The organism is Paenibacillus sp. (assembly GCF_035645195.1).
Classification (GTDB): Bacteria; Bacillota; Bacilli; order Paenibacillales; family YIM-B00363; genus Paenibacillus_AE.
On record NZ_DASQNA010000041.1, the window covers coordinates 331,997 to 348,773 of the forward strand.

At 53.4% G+C, this 16,777-nt stretch carries 12 protein-coding genes, 1 riboswitch and 1 other annotated feature; all 12 genes read right to left on the reverse strand.

The features are described 5' to 3' along the window. Nucleotides 1-33 precede the first annotated feature (33 nt). Nucleotides 34-129: riboswitch (cyclic di-GMP riboswitch) on the reverse strand. A gap of 169 nt (nucleotides 130-298) precedes the next feature. The 12 genes from VE009_RS23710 to VE009_RS23765 all read right to left on the reverse strand — a co-directional run bounded on the left by VE009_RS23710 (nucleotide 299) and on the right by VE009_RS23765 (nucleotide 16,727). Beyond that, nucleotides 299-3,022, reverse strand: a complete 2,724-nt coding sequence (locus tag VE009_RS23710; protein ID WP_325011997.1) for a glycoside hydrolase family 2 protein — start codon at nucleotides 3,020-3,022, stop codon at nucleotides 299-301. A 29-nt stretch (nucleotides 3,023-3,051) separates the two neighbouring features. Next, the gene (locus VE009_RS23715) at nucleotides 3,052-3,888 is read right to left on the reverse strand and encodes a carbohydrate ABC transporter permease (protein WP_325011999.1); all 837 of its coding nucleotides are present in this window, start codon (nucleotides 3,886-3,888) and stop codon (nucleotides 3,052-3,054) included. Between the two features lie 21 nt (nucleotides 3,889-3,909). After that, nucleotides 3,910-4,800, reverse strand: coding sequence for a sugar ABC transporter permease (locus VE009_RS23720; protein ID WP_325012001.1), 891 nt, complete (start codon nucleotides 4,798-4,800; stop codon nucleotides 3,910-3,912). A 70-nt stretch (nucleotides 4,801-4,870) separates the two neighbouring features. Then, entirely contained in the window at nucleotides 4,871-5,992 is a 1,122-nt protein-coding gene (locus tag VE009_RS23725; RefSeq protein ID WP_325012002.1) for an ABC transporter substrate-binding protein, read from the reverse strand. Nucleotides 5,993-6,323: 331 nt separating this feature from the next. Further along, the gene (locus VE009_RS23730) at nucleotides 6,324-7,241 is read right to left on the reverse strand and encodes an ArsR/SmtB family transcription factor (protein ID WP_325012004.1); all 918 of its coding nucleotides are present in this window, start codon (nucleotides 7,239-7,241) and stop codon (nucleotides 6,324-6,326) included. A gap of 136 nt (nucleotides 7,242-7,377) precedes the next feature. Then, on the reverse strand, nucleotides 7,378-10,944 hold the full coding sequence (locus tag VE009_RS23735) for an Npt1/Npt2 family nucleotide transporter (RefSeq protein WP_325012006.1): 3,567 nt from the start codon (nucleotides 10,942-10,944) through the stop codon (nucleotides 7,378-7,380). 117 nt (nucleotides 10,945-11,061) lie between these two features. Then, nucleotides 11,062-12,303 (reverse strand): tyrosine--tRNA ligase, encoded by a 1,242-nt coding sequence (tyrS, locus tag VE009_RS23740; protein ID WP_414694926.1) that lies wholly within the window; start codon nucleotides 12,301-12,303, stop codon nucleotides 11,062-11,064. 39 nt (nucleotides 12,304-12,342) lie between these two features. Next, nucleotides 12,343-12,555 (reverse strand) — a binding site (T-box leader). A gap of 2 nt (nucleotides 12,556-12,557) precedes the next feature. After that, nucleotides 12,558-13,007, reverse strand: a complete 450-nt coding sequence (locus tag VE009_RS23745; protein WP_325012008.1) for a MarR family transcriptional regulator — start codon at nucleotides 13,005-13,007, stop codon at nucleotides 12,558-12,560. Between the two features lie 211 nt (nucleotides 13,008-13,218). After that, nucleotides 13,219-13,539 (reverse strand): luciferase family protein, encoded by a 321-nt coding sequence (locus VE009_RS23750; protein WP_325012010.1) that lies wholly within the window; start codon nucleotides 13,537-13,539, stop codon nucleotides 13,219-13,221. A 7-nt stretch (nucleotides 13,540-13,546) separates the two neighbouring features. Further along, complete coding sequence (locus VE009_RS23755) at nucleotides 13,547-14,935, reverse strand: MFS transporter (RefSeq protein WP_325012012.1); 1,389 nt, start codon at nucleotides 14,933-14,935, stop codon at nucleotides 13,547-13,549. A gap of 62 nt (nucleotides 14,936-14,997) precedes the next feature. Continuing rightward, complete coding sequence (locus tag VE009_RS23760) at nucleotides 14,998-15,546, reverse strand: TetR/AcrR family transcriptional regulator (RefSeq protein WP_414694929.1); 549 nt, start codon at nucleotides 15,544-15,546, stop codon at nucleotides 14,998-15,000. A 131-nt stretch (nucleotides 15,547-15,677) separates the two neighbouring features. Beyond that, entirely contained in the window at nucleotides 15,678-16,727 is a 1,050-nt protein-coding gene (locus VE009_RS23765) for an NAD(P)/FAD-dependent oxidoreductase (RefSeq protein WP_325012016.1), read from the reverse strand. Nucleotides 16,728-16,777: the final 50 nt, after the last annotated feature.

Sequence of the window (16,777 nt, forward strand, 5' to 3'; positions counted from 1 at the left end):
TACCCTGAGAGAGGCACCCGGATTTCCAAACTATTCGGCAACTGGCTGGCATAGACTTTGCATTTCGCAACTTCCTTAGCCCCTGTAGCTTTGCGTCGCTAATTTTCATTAGCTTTGCCATTATCGGTTTTGCATTACAGCTACAATGATAATCTTTGCTTTCTATCATTGCAATCTATATTTTACATATATGCCACAGTTTGCCACGAGGCGAGTAACGACTCTGCCTCATGAACAACGGGAACAGCTCCTGATTGATCGCCTGCTGGCAGGAGTCCATTGCCCCAACGAAGATGGTTTACCGTTTTTGCAAGAGTTTATGCAGCACCTGTGTCGCGATCGGGTGAACGCCGTAAGATTGCAGCAATCTCCACGTAACGACGAGGATGGACCCGAGACCGTATGTTTTGCGCACGATCGATCCGCCGACCTGTCCGATCCAACCTTGGAAATACCCGGAGATCACTTCGCCGGACTCCGCAAGTCCGGGATTGCCGAATAGCGGAATCGAACGGCGGCCGCCTCCGATTTTATAATCCGTAAACGGCAGCACGTAATGCGGAATCAGCTCGTCGACCTCCCACCCCATCTCGGGCCGAAGCGGCACGCCTTCGAACCAAGCAACGTCGACAAAATTGAATGAAGAAGCGCGGGGCCAGCTCTCCCCTTCGGGCAAATGCCGGAACGTAAACTGGTCGCGATGGGTCAGCTGCTCTCCTTCCTCCGCCAAGAAAACGGCATATCCCCCTTGCCGTACGAATTGCAGTACGTTCTGGTCCAATCGATTGGTAAGAATGACCGCATCCGTCGACAGTTCCTCTTTCACGGCCGCTCCGTTCGCTTGCATACGCCGTACGAAATCGGAGGAAAGCCGATAAGGCGTCACCTCAAGACCTTGAATACTTTGTTTCGTCGGAGACACGGTTAATTCCTCTTCGTTGCCGGCCGTAAGTTCCGAACCGTTCCACAGCTCGATCCGGAATACGAAAGCGCGTGACGAATCAACTTCCGGCGCATGGAATTGGACCGCGCATTCCAGCCTGCAATGTACGCTTCCATCCAGCCGAACGGGAAATTCCCCGGATAACGCCGTACCCTCGATCTCCCAACGCGCGACCCCCTCGAACGTCAAGCCGTCATGATTGGAAACGATGACGTCCCATGCCTGGTTTTCCCCCGCCCACAGGTTGTGCTTCACGCCGTCGACCATAATTGTCAAGGCGCCGTTAAAATCTTTTAACCGTTCGAAACCGACTTTAGGATTCCGGAGATAATCCAACCATCCGTTCGTCTCCCACTCGATGTCCGTAAATTCCGTCACGACGTAACCGGCTACCAGCGGGCGCTTGCGCATTTCTTCAATGACCGATTTTACGGCCCGGAACATCCTCTGCTGCGAGGCGACAGCTAATGTTTCGTACGAATCGAACGCCCGGTTCAGGCCGAATTTGGCGAAGTTCGCTTCCGCCGTAACCGGTTTTTTATAATCTTCTTGATGGGACTCTTCCCCTTGATTCACGAACCACCACGGTTCCCGATTGCCGTAATGGTCCTTCAGCTTCTGCATACTCGGCAAGCCCCAAACCCCGAATTCCGAAACGATGATCGGTTGCCCGTTCGACCGGCGATCCCCTACAAAATTACGGTCCGGATCCCCTACGACGAATTCGTCCAGATCGCGCCTCCACGCATCGAGTTGGTCGGGACAAACGAAGTAGCGATGATGATCGTTAATATCCGTTTTCACATGCGCCCAGCCGCTGTTGTCGCAGAGCAGGCGCGTCGGGTCGTACGCCTTTAGTTCGTCGTACAATTCCTCCACATGCCTTTGCTTCGCAGGATCTCTGGCGAGATCCCACTCGAGCCCCCACTCCTCATTGTATAGAGACCAAATGATAATTGACGGACAATTATAATCGCGGTCCACCATAGCGAATAAATCGTTGCGAAACCGGCGGGCCCCTGCCGGCGTCCATTTCACGTAATTCGGCGGTTCCGCCCAAATGAGCATCCCCATACGGTCAGCCCAATATAAATATCGCGGAAGCTCCACTTTGATATGCTTGCGCAGCAAATTGAAGCCCATCTCCTTCGCAAGCTGGATCTCCCGTTGAATATATTCATCGGATGGAGCCGTGTAAATCGTGTCCGGGTAGAACGCTTGATCTAACGCACCGCGAATATACAGCGGCTTGCCGTTGAGGACAACCATGCCGTCCGCATACTCGACGCGCCTCATGCCGAACCGTTCCGTCTTAACGTCTATGCGTTCCCCGCCGTCCGCCATCTCGATCCGGAGCTCGTACAAAAACGGGTTTTCGGTATCCCACAGCACCGCGTTCGGAATCTCCACCTCGAAGCTGCCCTCAAGCGAAGCCCCCGCATCGATTCGTCCGCTCGCGATCGTCTCCCCGTTGCCCAGATGAGGGATTACGGCGTAATGAATCTCTCCCGCGCCGCCGTGCTTGGGCGTCCCGCCCAAACGATACTCGACGTTGATCGCGCTCTTGTCGATATCCGGGGTAATCCGAATACGGTCTAAATAAAGGGCTGAGCGTTCTTCCAAATAAACGTCTTGCCAAATCCCGCTCACCCGCGTATACCAGCTTCCTTGTTTCCCGATCGGAATGTCCGCGTTATCTTGCGGGTCGTATACGCGCACGGCGATCATTTGGTCGCCGCTGCTCGTCAAATAATCGGTCACGTCAAATTCGAAAGGCGTAAACCCACCCTCGTGTTCGCCGACGTACCGGCCGTTCACCCATACGCGGGTTGTATAATCAACGGCGTCGAAATGTACGTAAACTCGCTTCTTCTCGCTGCGATCCCCGATTTGGAACGTTCGCTTATACCAAGCGGCCCCGAAGTAGGCGAGATGTTCCTCGCTGCGCTGCCAAATATGGGGAACGGTCACCTCCATACCGCCTTCAGCTGCTTCTAGGTACCAACCGTTCGTTTCCCCTTCGTCTTTCGGATCCGTCGCAAAACGCCACTGCCCCGACAAGCTCCATTGCTTTCTCAAAGTTATCCTTCCACCTTAGCCCCGTTTATTTATCCCTTTATACCGGTCATTGTAATGCCTTTAATAATATGTTTTTGAAACAAAACGAACACCAAAATCGCCGGAACGCTGGCCAATACATTGGCGGCCATCGGCAACGTGAGCTCTTGGGCGTGACTGCCCTGAAAGAGCGGGATGCCGATCGGTAGCGTCATCATCTGTTCGGAGCTGATCGCAAGGAACGGCCACAGAAAGTTATTCCATGAGCTGATAAACGTAAATATGGCTAGCGCGGCTAACGCCGAACGGGATAGCGGTATAAAAATATTGAAAAAAACGCGCAGCACGCCCGCCCCGTCGATCTTCGCCGCCTCGACCAACTCGTTCGGCACGCCGTCGAAAAACTGCTTCAAGATCATGACCCCTAGCGGCGCCGCCAAACTTGGAAAAATAATCGAGCTGTAACTGTTCATCATGCCGTTGTCGATCATCATTTGAAACAGCGGAATGATCGTCGCTTCCGTAGGAACCATCAACCCCGCGAGAATAAGCCAGAAAACGAAATTTTTGCCCGGGAACTTCAATCTTGATAGAGCGAATGCGGCCAATGAAGTTATCAATAACGTCCCGGCTGTCGTAAACACCGCGATCACGGCGCTGTTCCACGTCCAACGCCACAACGCCGCTTTCGTCGTCACGGTGAAGAAGTTTTCGAACGTAAAAGGCGGCTGAATCAGCACGCTGAGGACGGTAACCGGACTGCCCTCCGGTTTTATCGAGGTCAATGCCATCCACAGCAGCGGCACAAGCCAAACGATAATCGTGCCGTATCCCGCCGCGTACAGCAGCCATCTCGAGTTTCGACTGCGTTGTGGTCTGCTTTTCATTTCCGTCCTTCCTTTCACGCGTTAATCCTTTTTGGATAAAAATTTAAATTGGATGACGGCAAACAAAATCATAACGAGAAAAAGAACGTAGGACATTGCGGAAGCGAGGCCCATTTCGTTCGAGCGGTGAAGACCGGTTTCATAAATATACTGAACTAACGGACGGGTTGCGGTTCCGGGCCCTCCTTGCGTCATTAACCAAGGTTGCCCGAACAATTTAAAGGAGGCGATCGACTGAAGTACGATGATAAGCAAGATGACGCCCCTCAGCGATGGGATCGTAATATGCAAAAAGCAATCCCATGCACTGGCTCCGTCGATTCTAGCCGCCTCGTACCAATCGTCCGGAATTTCCTGCAGTCCGGCAAGAAACAACACCATGTTGAATCCCACTGTCCACCACACGGTTGCGATGAGGATGGAAATCCATGCCAAGTTTTTGTCGCTCAACCAAAAAATTTCTTGTTGTACGCCAAGCGAGTGCAAAACGGTGTTCATTAATCCTGTGTAGGGTTGAAGAATAAAGACCCAAATGCTGCTAATTACAGATATGGACAAAATATGAGGCAGGAAGAATCCCGCACGCAAAAACGTCGTCCCTTTCAAACCCGCGTTGACGATGAGTGCCAACAATAAACCGACGACGACGAGTGAAGGCGTGGACAATATAACGAAATAAACGGTATGCCATAACGCTTCCCAAAAATGGCGATCCTGCAGCATTTCCGCATAGTTGGACAAACCGACGAAAACAGGTTCTATGCCGATCGACCATTCATGAAGGCTCATGATGAAGCCCTTGTAAATCGGGTACAGCATAAACCAGATATAGAAGATCAAATAAGGGAGCAGAAATAACAACGCGGCCCCTATTTCCCCTAAGTTCTTTTTCTTCGATTCTGTCGAAATCAAACGGGCACTCTCCCTTCCATACGGGGAAAGACGGGGGTGCTTCCGCTGGAAACACCCCCGTTCCCTTCTATTACTTCGCTAACAAATCGTTCGCGTCTTTCTCGGACTGCGCCAAAATGTCCTTCGCCGTGACTTGCCCGTTCGTCATCAATGTGAAATTCGCCTTCAACATTTCGCCGATCGCGAACGTCTTCTCATGAAGGGGCAAGTAGCTGACATAACTTGCTAGTTCAACGTAATCCGCTCGGTACGGAAGCGCTTTAAACTCAGGGGACTCCAACGCAGCCGGTTTGCTCGGCACATGGCCCGCTTGCGCCCATGTGGCTCCGTTGTCGGCCAGATAGTTGGCGAACTTCGCCGCCGCGACCAATTTCGCGCGATCGTCTTTCGCCTGCGTTGGCACGAACAACGTATGGCTGTCTCCCCATACCGCAGGCTTGTCGTAAATTTGCGGTACCGGCATCACGCCGAATTCTAGATCCGGCACCTTCTCCGTCACGCCGACGTACCAGACGCCGTTAATCGAGAGCGCCGCCTTGCCGCTGTTAAAGATTTCGCCGCCGTTTTTAATGTTCATCGGCCAGAGTTGTTCTTTAATCATCGTTTCGAGCAGTTGAAGCGCCGCAAGACCCTTTTCATTATTGAACGCTGCTTTCGTGCCGTCTTCGCTGATCAGCTGGCCGTTCGCTTGACTATATAACGACCACCACGTCCAGAACGGCTGGTTCCCGGCCGACGTCGTTGCGAAAGGCATCACGTCCGCGGGCACTTTCGATTTGATATCCCGCAAATATTGAAGGAAACCGTCCGGTCCCGGCGGAATGTTCGGCTTGTCGTTCGCGTCGAGCAAGCCGGCGTCGCGCAAAATCTTCTTATTGTAGAACATAATTTGCGCATGCGTATCCAGCGGTACGGCCATATGCTTGCCTTCGCTGATCAGTGCGTTTAAGATATTCGGGTTAAATGAGTTCCAATCGATCCCCGCTTCCTCCGCCACGTCGTCCAAGCTCTCCATGGCGTTGGCGGGAATCAGTTCCGGCAGTTTGCTCGTATGCGCGATCGCTACGTCTGGCCCTTGTTTAGAGGCTACCGCGGTGCGAAGCTTCGTGTAATATTCAGCCGACGGGAAGTTTAACATCTCTACCTTGATGTCTTCTTGGCTTGCATTGAACGCGTCGACCATTGCCTTCATGTAATCTCCGTCGCCGCCGCTCAGCGGGGTCCAATACGTTAAATTTACAGGACCGGCGGGAGTGTTACCGCTTACATTTTTCTCGGTCGTTTCGTTGCTGGAATTTCCGGCAGATGGCTCCGGCTGAGCATTGTTCCCGCCTGAACATGCGGTGAGAACGGAAACGGCCAACAGGAAAGAACCCAGCATTGCACCTACGCTCTTTTTCATGCAAGACCCTCCATATAACAATATTGTTTGTTCCATTACAATATTTATAATAACATCAATAGCTGTTTTATTACAAGTTAATAAATGGCAAAGACACCCCTTTCGGAGTGTCCCTGACAAATTATTTGTTGTTCCCGTATTTAATCCTAAGCAGCAACGCTTGTTCGTAATTGCCGAAGCGTTTCCCGAATAGGTTGATTCCTCCCGCGTTCACGGCGTCCTTCTTCACTCCGAGACGAACCGATACGTACGGCTTGGAAGACAGTTTCAATGCGTCGACGGTGACGTCCGAAATTTGCAGGCCGTCGATAAAGCTTCCTTTTTCGTTAATAAGCCAATGTTTGAGAAGTCCGTACTGTGTATTTCGGGTTGCCCACCAATCTGGAGTCAAGAACCCTTTTTCCCCGCCTAAATCCCCTGGACTGGTCCATGTACCGATTTCCACTCCGTTGATCCATACCGTAATATCCGACGGCCAATCCAGCTTGTAATACGGCGCTTCGGAGCACACCTCCGCGGACAGCTCAAGGTCCTCCGCCACGGCGCCGTACGGGATGCGGTTCGGGAAGCGGTATTCCACATAACCGGTTCGAAACCACAGCAGTTCCGCGTCCTTCCGCGAAGGTTCGAAGAACGATCTAGGGTCGTCCATGATCCCTAGGATGCCGAATTCGCTGAGGAGGCCGCACGTCGGCTCTACTTCGCAATCGGTGTACTCGCCGATGCCCATTTCCATAATAATGTTATTTTCCAGCTGCGGTTCAACCGGTCCAAGATGAATAACGATACGGTCGTACTTTTTCGTATTTACCTTTTGGCTGCCACGGCCGGGCACCATCTCCGTAGAGATGAGTCCGGTATCCTCCAGCTTCTTAACGTTGACGGCCGCCGTAGAGAACGGTATGCCCAACAGCTCGGAAAGCTCGTTGACGTTGAGAGGACCCTGGTTCAGAACTTTCAGCATCTGCACGCGATGCTCGTTCGTCAGCGCTTTGCACACCTCTAGCGCCTCTTCCAATGTAAGCTGCAAAGTCCTCATACCATCCACCTTTATTACAATAATACTTATAATAATATATGATTAACCAACCGGTAGGCAACATTTGGAACATTTAAGGTTCTGTCCGCATTCAAACAAAACCCGCCATCTGTTGGCGGGTTCCGTTCAGATCCTTCTACTCCGTTAAGTCCTTTATTCGTTCTCCCATCACCTGCATCATGCCCCGTAGGACGTCCATGTTTTGAAAGCATAACGAAAAGACCTGCTCTTTATGCAATTCGAGCAGCAGGGTCGGTTCGATCGCCGAACAATCGGCGGACCTCGGACCGCTGTCCAGGATTGCCATTTCGCCGAAGCAATCGCCCTCGCCCAACACGGCAAACGTCATATCTTCGCGATGAACCTTCACAGAGCCTTCGATGATGCCGTACAACGTATCTCCGTAATCGCCCGTACGGCAGATCGATTCGCCCGCCTCCAGCTCCACTTCGTCTACCAACTGTGCCAGCTGCATGAGATCTTCCTCCGCCAGATGCGAGAACAAGTCGATGTGCTGCAAAATGAGTACGCGTCGCAGAATCGAATCCGATTTGGCTTCATCAGCGGTTGCGACAGCCGCCTCCCGGACGGCTTCAGCCTCCGATCCGCGGCGCGCCTGCGCCGAAACCTGCGAGCCTCCTTGCTGCCGAGCCAACAAATCCCTCAGCCGGCGCGACAACCGTTTCATCATTTCAATCGCGATCGACGAACGGTCGAACATGGCCTCGTAGAAATCCTCCGAGCGGAGCGCCAATACGACGACATCCGTATCCGCCTTCGCATCCGCCGAACGTTCGCGTTCGACGAGCAAGCCGGATTTCCCGAAGGATTCGTTCGCCTTGCGCTCCGACAGCTTGACGCCGTCCCGGTATAATCCTACCTTTCCGCTCCGCACGAGGTAGAGAGAATTTCCTGGGTCATGCCTTGTAAATATATATTCGTCCGGCTTGACCCGAATCTCGGTCAGCAGCGCCGCCAATTCGGACAGGTCGCGGCTTGCGAGGTCCTGGAACAAGCTGTAGTTCCGCAACTGCCGAATACGCTCCATATGCTCCTGAAGCTCGCCTGTTTCGTCCTCTCCTCGCGAATGACGGATCACTTGGCGGAGCCATGCGTCGTCCTGCATGCTCAACCAATCCACCTGTTCCTTGATATGGTGTTCCGAACGCGCAGCCGGCGGGATCGCGCCGCTGTCGCTCATGACTCTGGCCAACTCGAGGCGGACGGCGCCTTGCGTCACCTGATCTGCGACTTCCATCGCATTGGCTTGCTGCCGCGCCTCGCCGCTTCGCCAACCGGCATACACGGAACGAATCGTCGCAGCGTCGTACATCAGCCCGAGAACTTGAAACAAACGCCAAGCGATGACGCTTCTGGATTGAATGCCGACGTCGACCATTTCTTTATAACCTTCGATTGCCGAAAGTCCTGCCAACCGTTCGGTCATGTTCCAGTACAACGAAGTTTCTTCCAAGAAGATGTGTTGTAACCGATGCTTCTGCGCTTCGGTCGGTTCATTCCCCCGACGCATGCGGCTCAGCGCTTCCAGCAACCGATTTTTTATCTCGAAGCCGGAGGTCGGGTACATGTCTATCAATAGGCTCATTGCCGCCGGCGTCGCCTTGCGCTCGAATACGGCAAGCAAGTGCAACGGAGCCGAATCTTGGGCGAAATACGGCTGCAGCATCGGAATCAGCGTCTTCTCATCATAAGCCGCCAATGCATCGATGGCATCCTTCCGCGTAGCGCCCTGGTCCACGAGGGGAACCAAGAACGCGATCAACTCCGGTACCTGCAGAACGCCCGCGGATCGAAGCGCCTGTTTGCGAACGCGGGTCGACGGGTCTTGCAGCAACGGAATCAACGGCTTATGGAACTCCTTAATGCCGATGCTCCCGAAGAGCGCTGCTACGGCCGACCGTTCTTCGTCGTCCTCGCTGTCTAACAACCACTTTAATGCGTCTACCGCTTCGAACATGCCTTCGATGCCATAGTACTTGATTAGCCCCGCGATGGCGCTCGATTTGATCTGCAAGTCCGGGTCCTGCAAAGCAGCTGTAAGACGGCCGAAATGTTCCTCTTTCGCGAAGGCCGCCAACGCCATCACAGCGTGGGAGCGCACTCGATCGCGGGAAAGGAGGCGCTCCACTTCGCTTTCCATACCCAGCGGTTTATGCCGTTCGATATAACGCAGCGCCTCGATCGCGACTTCCTCCGAAGGATGCGCGAGGAGCCCCGGAAGATATGGCGCTAGATCGAAGCTATCCATCCTCCCGAGTACCCGAAACGCGTACAGCGCTTGCTGTTTGCGAGGGCTGCGGAGCGCCTCTGCGAGCAGCTGCTTACTGGCCGGATCCATGAAGTCGATTTCCGCCTCGTCGTGTCTCGCTTGATTCGTTTGCAATGAGGCGAGCAGCATTCGCAAGTAGCCGCCCTTGATCCGGATCGCCGCCGCGATGCTGACAACGAGCAGCCCGATAATGATCGCGGCGAACGCCCGTTCCGAGAGGAACGGCGAGAGGAACATGATGCCAATCGCCGCCGCCCCTTTCGCGCCGTTCCGAACGATGCCGTCCAGGAAGCTCTTCGCCTTGTTCCGCCATTCCGGCGCGATGGGGAACATAATGAGCTGATTGACCGAGGAATTGATCGTATCGCCTACGACTTTGTCGCTGCCTTTCACCACGACCGCCATCGCCAAGACCGGAAACAGCAACAACCCGGCGCTTCCCGCGAGAAGGACGACAGGAAAGACGAGAATCGCGGTCGTGACGCCGAACCGAGATATGGTCTTGCCCGCGACGAACAGCTGCACCAGCAATGCCAACAATCCGGCGACGCCGTGGAAGCCGCCCATGAAACCGGCCAATTGCTCGTCGCTCAATTCGTTCCTTAGAATGACTTTGAATTGGTAATCCACGAAAGTAAGCGCCAAGATCAACGCCGCGGACATGATCGCCACATAGGTCAGATGCGGTACGGCTTGAAACAACCCGACCGCCCCGCCCTCGCTCTGCCGTCTCTTCGCGGCGACCGAAGCTTTGCGGGGCGCCGCCTTCGCCGAGCCGCCGAACGCTTCCTCCCGATTGCCGGATCGACGAATCAAGCGGTGGACGATCGCCAGAGCGAGCAGCTGAAGCGCCGCGTAAACAAAAATCAAATTTGCTGTTCCTGTCCATGCAACCGCCAGCTTCAATCCGAAACCGCTTACGATTCCGCCGACGATGCCCCCGCTTCCGACCCAACCGATCATTCGCTTTGCTTTCCGCTGATCAAGCACAGCGGACACGAATTGCCAAAAGCAGACGATCATTAGGAAATTAAAAACATCGTAAGCGACGTAAATGAATGGTAAAACCCAAGCGACCTCCAGCCCGATGCCGGCCCGCGTGAGCAGGACGGCAAGAGCGAGCGAAGGAATAAGCACATAAAGGAGCCGATCCAAGCGAACGCGCGATCCGTATCGCTGGAACAACATGCCCGTTGCGATCAAAGCCGCGGCTTGCGGCAAATACATTTTCGATAGAACGGATGAATCGAAGTAAGTCAAAAACAGCGCATCCGCCGCCGTCCGTCCCACCGTCGAAGCGGCGGAAACGAAGAGCAGATAAATGAACAATAAACCTACTTTGCCGTACTCCTCCTTGTCCTCCGAAATACGCGCCATGACCGTGCTCAGCGGCTTTCCTGCGAAGGTCCTCATACCGGCGTGCCCCTGTCTCTGCAATTAGTCAATTAGTCTGTAAGACTATTAACCTATTATATACAATCGAGAGCTCCCGGCATTAACGATTTTTCTTTGATAGAGGGTTCCGCATTTTTACGGCGCGAGGCGTACGAACACTCGTTTACCGACTTGGAGAAGGGGTTCGTCCACCGCGTTGAGCCGGAACTGAAGATCCGTTACGATTTCCCCATTTACCCGTACCCCTCGATGTTCGATCATTCTTCTCGCCTCGCTTTTTGATTTCAATAGGTTCAATTCCACCAAAGCGTCTAGAAGCGGGGCTTCCCGTTTTCCCCACTTCATGGCAGGGACGAATTCGGGTGTACCGCCTTGTTGGAATACAGTAACGAAATCTTGTTCCGCTTTCTCCGCTTCAACCGCCCCGCAGTACATGGTAACGATCGTTTTGGCGAGCATCATCTTGGCGTCCCTTGGGTGTAACTTTCCCGTTTCTATATTCGTCTTAATGGTTTGCACTTCGGCAGCGGTCAAGTCCGTAACCAATTCAAAATACTTCAACATCAGGTGATCGGGAACGGACATTGTTTTTCCGTACATCGCCTTCGGTTCTTCGTCGATGCCGATGTAATTTTTCTTGGACTTCGACATCTTCTCTACTCCGTCAAGTCCTTCCAAGAGCGGCATGAGCAGCGCGACCTGTTTCTCTTTCCCGAAACGCTCTTGGAAATGTCTGCCCATCAAAATATTAAAGTGTTGGTCGGTTCCTCCCAGCTCAATGTCGCTTTCCAATACGACAGAGTCGTACCCTTGCATAACAGGGTAGAAAAATTCATGCAAGGAGATGGGCTTCCCTAAAGCAATGCGTTCTTCAAAATCGTCACGTTCCATCAGTCTTGCCACTGTAATTTTCCCTGCTAACCGAAGCACATCTTCAAACTGCAGGGACGACAACCACTTTGAGTTGTAGTGAAGCTCGACTCGATCCATATCGATAATTTTGCCGAATTGCTCGAAGTACGTTTTAGCATTATGCTTTACCTCTTCGTCCGTCAATTGCGTCCGGGCCGTGCTTTTGCCTGTCGGATCGCCGATTTTCCCCGTGAAATCGCCAATGATCAATTGGATCAAATGGCCATTGTCCTGAAATTGCTTCAATTTTTTCAGTACGACTGTGTGTCCCAGATGCACGTCGGGGGCGGACGGGTCCAATCCGAGTTTAATTCGTAACGGACGGTTTTCCGAAACGGATTTCGCAATTTTCCATTCTAATTCTTCCGTTGGAATAATGTCTTCTACCCCTTGCGTGTACATATCCAGTTGTCTCTTTACTTCGGCCAATTGTTCATCCGTCAGTTGCTCGAGAAGATTTCTCACCAAGTATTCCTCCTAAAGATAATAAAAAACCACATCCCGGAAAGGGACGTGGTTTATCACGCGGTGCCACCCTTGTTGAAGAACGTTCATTCTTCCACTTCACGAATAACGGCTCGTCCGTCCTTGCCGCGCAACGGCAAAGAAAGCTCCTGGATTGTATTTCGCCCGTTATCTTTGTGTCGATTCGCACCGGCCACCGACTCTCTGTTACAGGGAGATAACGACTACTTCATTCCCAATCATCGCTTTGACATCTATTCGGTTTTATCGAAACCATTTTCCCGAACGACGATCCGAAGCAAGCCGGACATAAATGTTCGTTCGTCGGCGCTAAGCATGGAGACTAATTCCACTTCGCCTTTGTGGAACAACGGGTAAAGTTCCTCCATGGCAATGACGCCTTTGTCGGTTATCGTTACGAAAGTTAATCTTTTGTCCTGACTGTCTTGCTTTCTGAAACAAAACCCTTTCCGCTCCAGCGTGTTCGTAATGTTGCTGATCGTCGCTTTCGAAACTCCGGCCGACTCCGCTAGCTTCCTTGTCTCCATAGACTTCCATATCCAAAGGTCATAAAGTATGGAAAACGCTGTCCATGACAGTCCATGGCTTGAAAGTACCTCGCGCTCCATCTTGTTCCTTAGACCTTGAGCTATTCTATAGATGTTTGTCGCTATGGAAATCGCATTAACGTCGAGCTTCTCCATCGGTACACTGGTTAACCTTTGGATCGTTTCTTTCTCTTCTGGCAGCAGGTCGCCTTCGTCATTGATTAGATGGATACGACCACCTCCATATGTTCGTTAGCTATGAAACGATACTAACAGAAATAAATCATCACCGCAAGCGGGTCATGATTTATCGTTAATAAACTCCTCTGGAACGAGGCCCCCGACCGATTCGGGAAGCCTCGTCTGCCTATGCCTCCGAAGAAATCAACAGATCATACTTGTAACGAAGCAGCTCAAGCGCGTGTTGAACGTCCGTCTCCGAACGCAGATGAACCGAGACCCAGTTCGATTCCGGCAGAACGTGGTGCGGCACCGCTTTGCCGAGCCTGATCGCTTCGTCGCACGCATGTTTCGGCAGGATAGAATCGACCAAAGACACGCCGTGAATATGGCCGATCTCCTTCCCGTTCAAGACGAATTCCGTTCCGCCGAACCGGTGCGGTCGCAGCTCCACGCCGGGCCAGGAACGAACCGTATCGATCAGCGCCGTTCCGTTCGCTTTCGTCATGACGCCATTACCTCCTTACGGCCAACAGCCGAGGCTCGGAACGTCTGCTCGGATCGAACCGCATTCGGTAGAACGCCAGCAGTCCTGCGTGTACAATTAGGAAGCCTAAAAATACGTTGGCGTACATCCCGGCGTTCGCGCCCGCAGCGAGCGGACTCCATCCGGGTGCATCCATCTCGAGCAGCAATCCGTAAACGATCGCGGCCATACCGCCGGCGATAAAGATAGTCATAGAAAACAGCCCCATGCCGATGCCGGCCTGCTCTTTCGGCAGCGTCTTGGACAACGAATTGGAGATGGCGACTTGGATGAACGTTTGGCCGACGTTGCCGAAAATCAGAAACAGCGGAATCGTCCAAACGGGCGCCGCGCCGGAAAACGCAGCGAGCAGTGCGGAACAGAACATGATCAACCCGGAGGCGAGCGTGTACAGGCTGGCGTTCCCTCTCCGGTCCGCCAGCTTCCCGCCCGTGCGGCTCAGCGCGAACGAAACGGTGGCGGCCGGTACGAGCGCAAAACCGATCCATTCGGACCCGAGTCCGTAGACGTCGGCGAGCAGCACCGGAGGCAGCAACGCCATGCCGCTCGAGACGCAGGAAATCAGGGCTGCCATCGCCAATCCGCTCGAGAAGCTCCGGTTCCGAAACAATACCGGCTGCACGAACGGTTCGGACGCGGTCGAAAGCCTCCAAACAAGCAGGCAAAGCATCAAGCCCGCCGCCGCGAACAGCCATTCCGACAAATAGGTTGCGCCGAGCAGCGCGAGCGCGACCGTAGCGGCAAGCAGTGCGCCGCCGGTCCAATCGAGCTTCCCGGGATTCGGGTCGGGCTCGTCGTTCACGTATTTTCGGAAAAACGGCACCAATGCCAGAACGAAGACGGGCGGAACGAACAGCCAGCGCCAATCCAAGACGGCGAGCAGCAGCGCGGCCGCGACGGGTCCGAGCGCGGTGCCGAGCGCCAAACCGGCGGCGGTCATGCTCATCGCCCCGCCCCGCCGCTCCGGCGGAAAGTAACGGATCGGAATAAGCATCGCCGCCGCCGGAACGACCGCCGCGCCTGCCGCCTGCAAGAGACGGCCGGCCAACGCCTGCCAGAACGACGTCGACGCGAAGCCGATCAGCGAGCCGACGGCGAAGGCGATCAGCCCGAAGGTTACCAAATTTTTCAGTCGGTATCGATTCGCCAGTTTTCCATAAAAGACGCTTCCGAGCGCATATACGAGAAGATAGCCGGAAGAAAGCCAACTCGCCTGCGCCAAGTTGATCCGAAATTCCGCTCTCAGTTCCGGCAGTACGATATTAAACGTGAGCACGCTCATCGCGCTGAAGACGGCGGTGATCAGCATGACGTGCATAATGCGGCGGCCGGCAAGTTCTTTGGATGAAATCTCCATGCGGACGACATCCTTTCATTAAATGTTTGTAAGTACTTACTTACACCCTGTGCAAGAAAAAACTAGGGAGACAGCGCCCTAGCGAAAAGATCGACGCTATGCTCGATAAACGTATCGAGCGTAACGTCCGAGTTCGACGACTTCAATAAGTTGCTGCTGAACGCCCCTAAGTTCATCCACATGAACGACATGGCCGTCATTTCCGGATCGATCGGGGCGATTTTCCCTTGTTCGAGGAGCGTCCCGAAGTAGTTCGTCAGCAGCTTCTTCAGCTGGACCGGATGCTGCGAAGCTTGCTCGCGCACTTCCTCGGGCAGCCGGCTGCCGCCCTTTTGCGCGATGTTGATCAGCTTCCGGTTCCGGTTCATGATCGCATGATACGTCCGGCCGATCAAAATCAAATCCGTCCGAACGTCCCACGTTAGGCGCTCGTTGAACAGCTTCGTCATTTCGCCGGCGTAATGATACCGTTCGAACGCTGCGACGAGCAGCGCCTGTTTGCTGCCGAAATGCCGAAACAGCGTCACTTCGCTCACTCCGGCCGCCGCGGCGATCTCCTTCGTCGTCGTACCGTCGTACCCCTGTTCCGCGATCAGGTCAATCGCCGCCAAAATCAATTTATCCCCGGTGCTAGGCGCTTGGCTCACGAATCGTTCCTGCCCCCTGTTTGTAAGTACTTACTTACATCCAATTATTCACAGTTCCGCCCGTACTGTCAAGAAATAAATTAATTCCCCGCAATCTACATATAGTGAACGATGTATCGTGCATCCTCACCCACCCCGCCTAGGAGAGCGGAACTCCGGTTCCGCTGCCACGGAAGGCCCAGAAAATATAACCCTGGGATGGGGCTTACTCCTCGAAAATGAAGGGGTTTTCCACCCTCATCTCTTGCTCCGGCAATTTGTATCCAACCGTAATCCGACGCGAACCCCGTAGCCCAAATAATATTTTGGAATGTACGTTTCCGGCCGTCATGAAACACGAGCGATTCCCCCTCAACCCCGACAACTCTTGGGTAGGATTGGATCAAGCTTTGACGAATGGATCTTTTCAATTCGAACCCGAAGATGGGGTCCGGCTGTTTTCGAAGCCATTTCCCGAACGGAGAATCCGCTGCACACGTATAAATTCCGGCCTTCCCCATCCAATGAAAAATGCTCTTTCCCAGGAAAGTAATCGGAAGGAATTTTACATGATGGCCGATCGATATAGCTGTAGATTTACCTGCAAACGAAAGCTCCACTGCAATTTGAGCGCCGGAATTTCCTCCGCCGACGACAATCGCGTTTCCTGCTTGGAGTTCATCAGGGTTCCGATACTCCGAGGAGTGCAGCTGCACGATGTTCCCGGGAAGTTGCTTCGAGAACGGTGGAATCGAAGGGTTTTGAAAAGGACCTGTGGCCACAATGATCCGATTCGCGGCCATCGTTCCGCGATTGGTCTCTACGATAAACCACCCTTCTTCAACGCGGGTCAAGCAGGTGACTTCGGTTTGGTGCAGGATCGGAAGTGCGAATGTTTCACTGTATAATGCTAAATAATTCGCAATTTCATCCTTCAGGGCATACCCTTCCCGATCTCCGTTAAGCGGCAACCCCGGAAGACTGCTGAACCACCGCGGCGTGAACAACTTTAATGAATCGTATCGAGTCCTCCACGTTTCCCCTGTCCGGCGTCCTCGGTCCAATATAAGAAAATCCCTTTGCATTTGTTTCAGATAATACCCGACAGCCAGTCCGGCTTGTCCTCCGCCAATGACGAGAACATCTACACGGCGAATCTTCGTCATCTCAAATTCCTCCTGCCGATAAACGTAGTCAGAGCAGAAGCGATGACTTC

What these genes read in the sequence shown, in the direction of transcription:
- VE009_RS23715 (WP_325011999.1), bottom strand. Translation starts at nt 3,888, where the DNA reads ATGAAAAGCAGACCACAACGCAGTCGAAACTCGAGATGGCTGCTGTAC.
- VE009_RS23725 (WP_325012002.1), bottom strand. Translation starts at nt 5,992, where the DNA reads ATGAAGGCAATGGTCGACGCGTTCAATGCAAGCCAAGAAGACATCAAG.
- VE009_RS23730 (WP_325012004.1), bottom strand. Translation starts at nt 7,241, where the DNA reads ATGAGGACTTTGCAGCTTACATTGGAAGAGGCGCTAGAGGTGTGCAAA.
- VE009_RS23735 (WP_325012006.1), bottom strand. Translation starts at nt 10,944, where the DNA reads ATGAGGACCTTCGCAGGAAAGCCGCTGAGCACGGTCATGGCGCGTATT.
- VE009_RS23745 (WP_325012008.1), bottom strand. Translation starts at nt 13,007, where the DNA reads ATGGAGAAGCTCGACGTTAATGCGATTTCCATAGCGACAAACATCTAT.
- VE009_RS23750 (WP_325012010.1), bottom strand. Translation starts at nt 13,539, where the DNA reads ATGACGAAAGCGAACGGAACGGCGCTGATCGATACGGTTCGTTCCTGG.
- VE009_RS23755 (WP_325012012.1), bottom strand. Translation starts at nt 14,935, where the DNA reads ATGGAGATTTCATCCAAAGAACTTGCCGGCCGCCGCATTATGCACGTC.
- VE009_RS23765 (WP_325012016.1), bottom strand. Translation starts at nt 16,727, where the DNA reads ATGACGAAGATTCGCCGTGTAGATGTTCTCGTCATTGGCGGAGGACAA.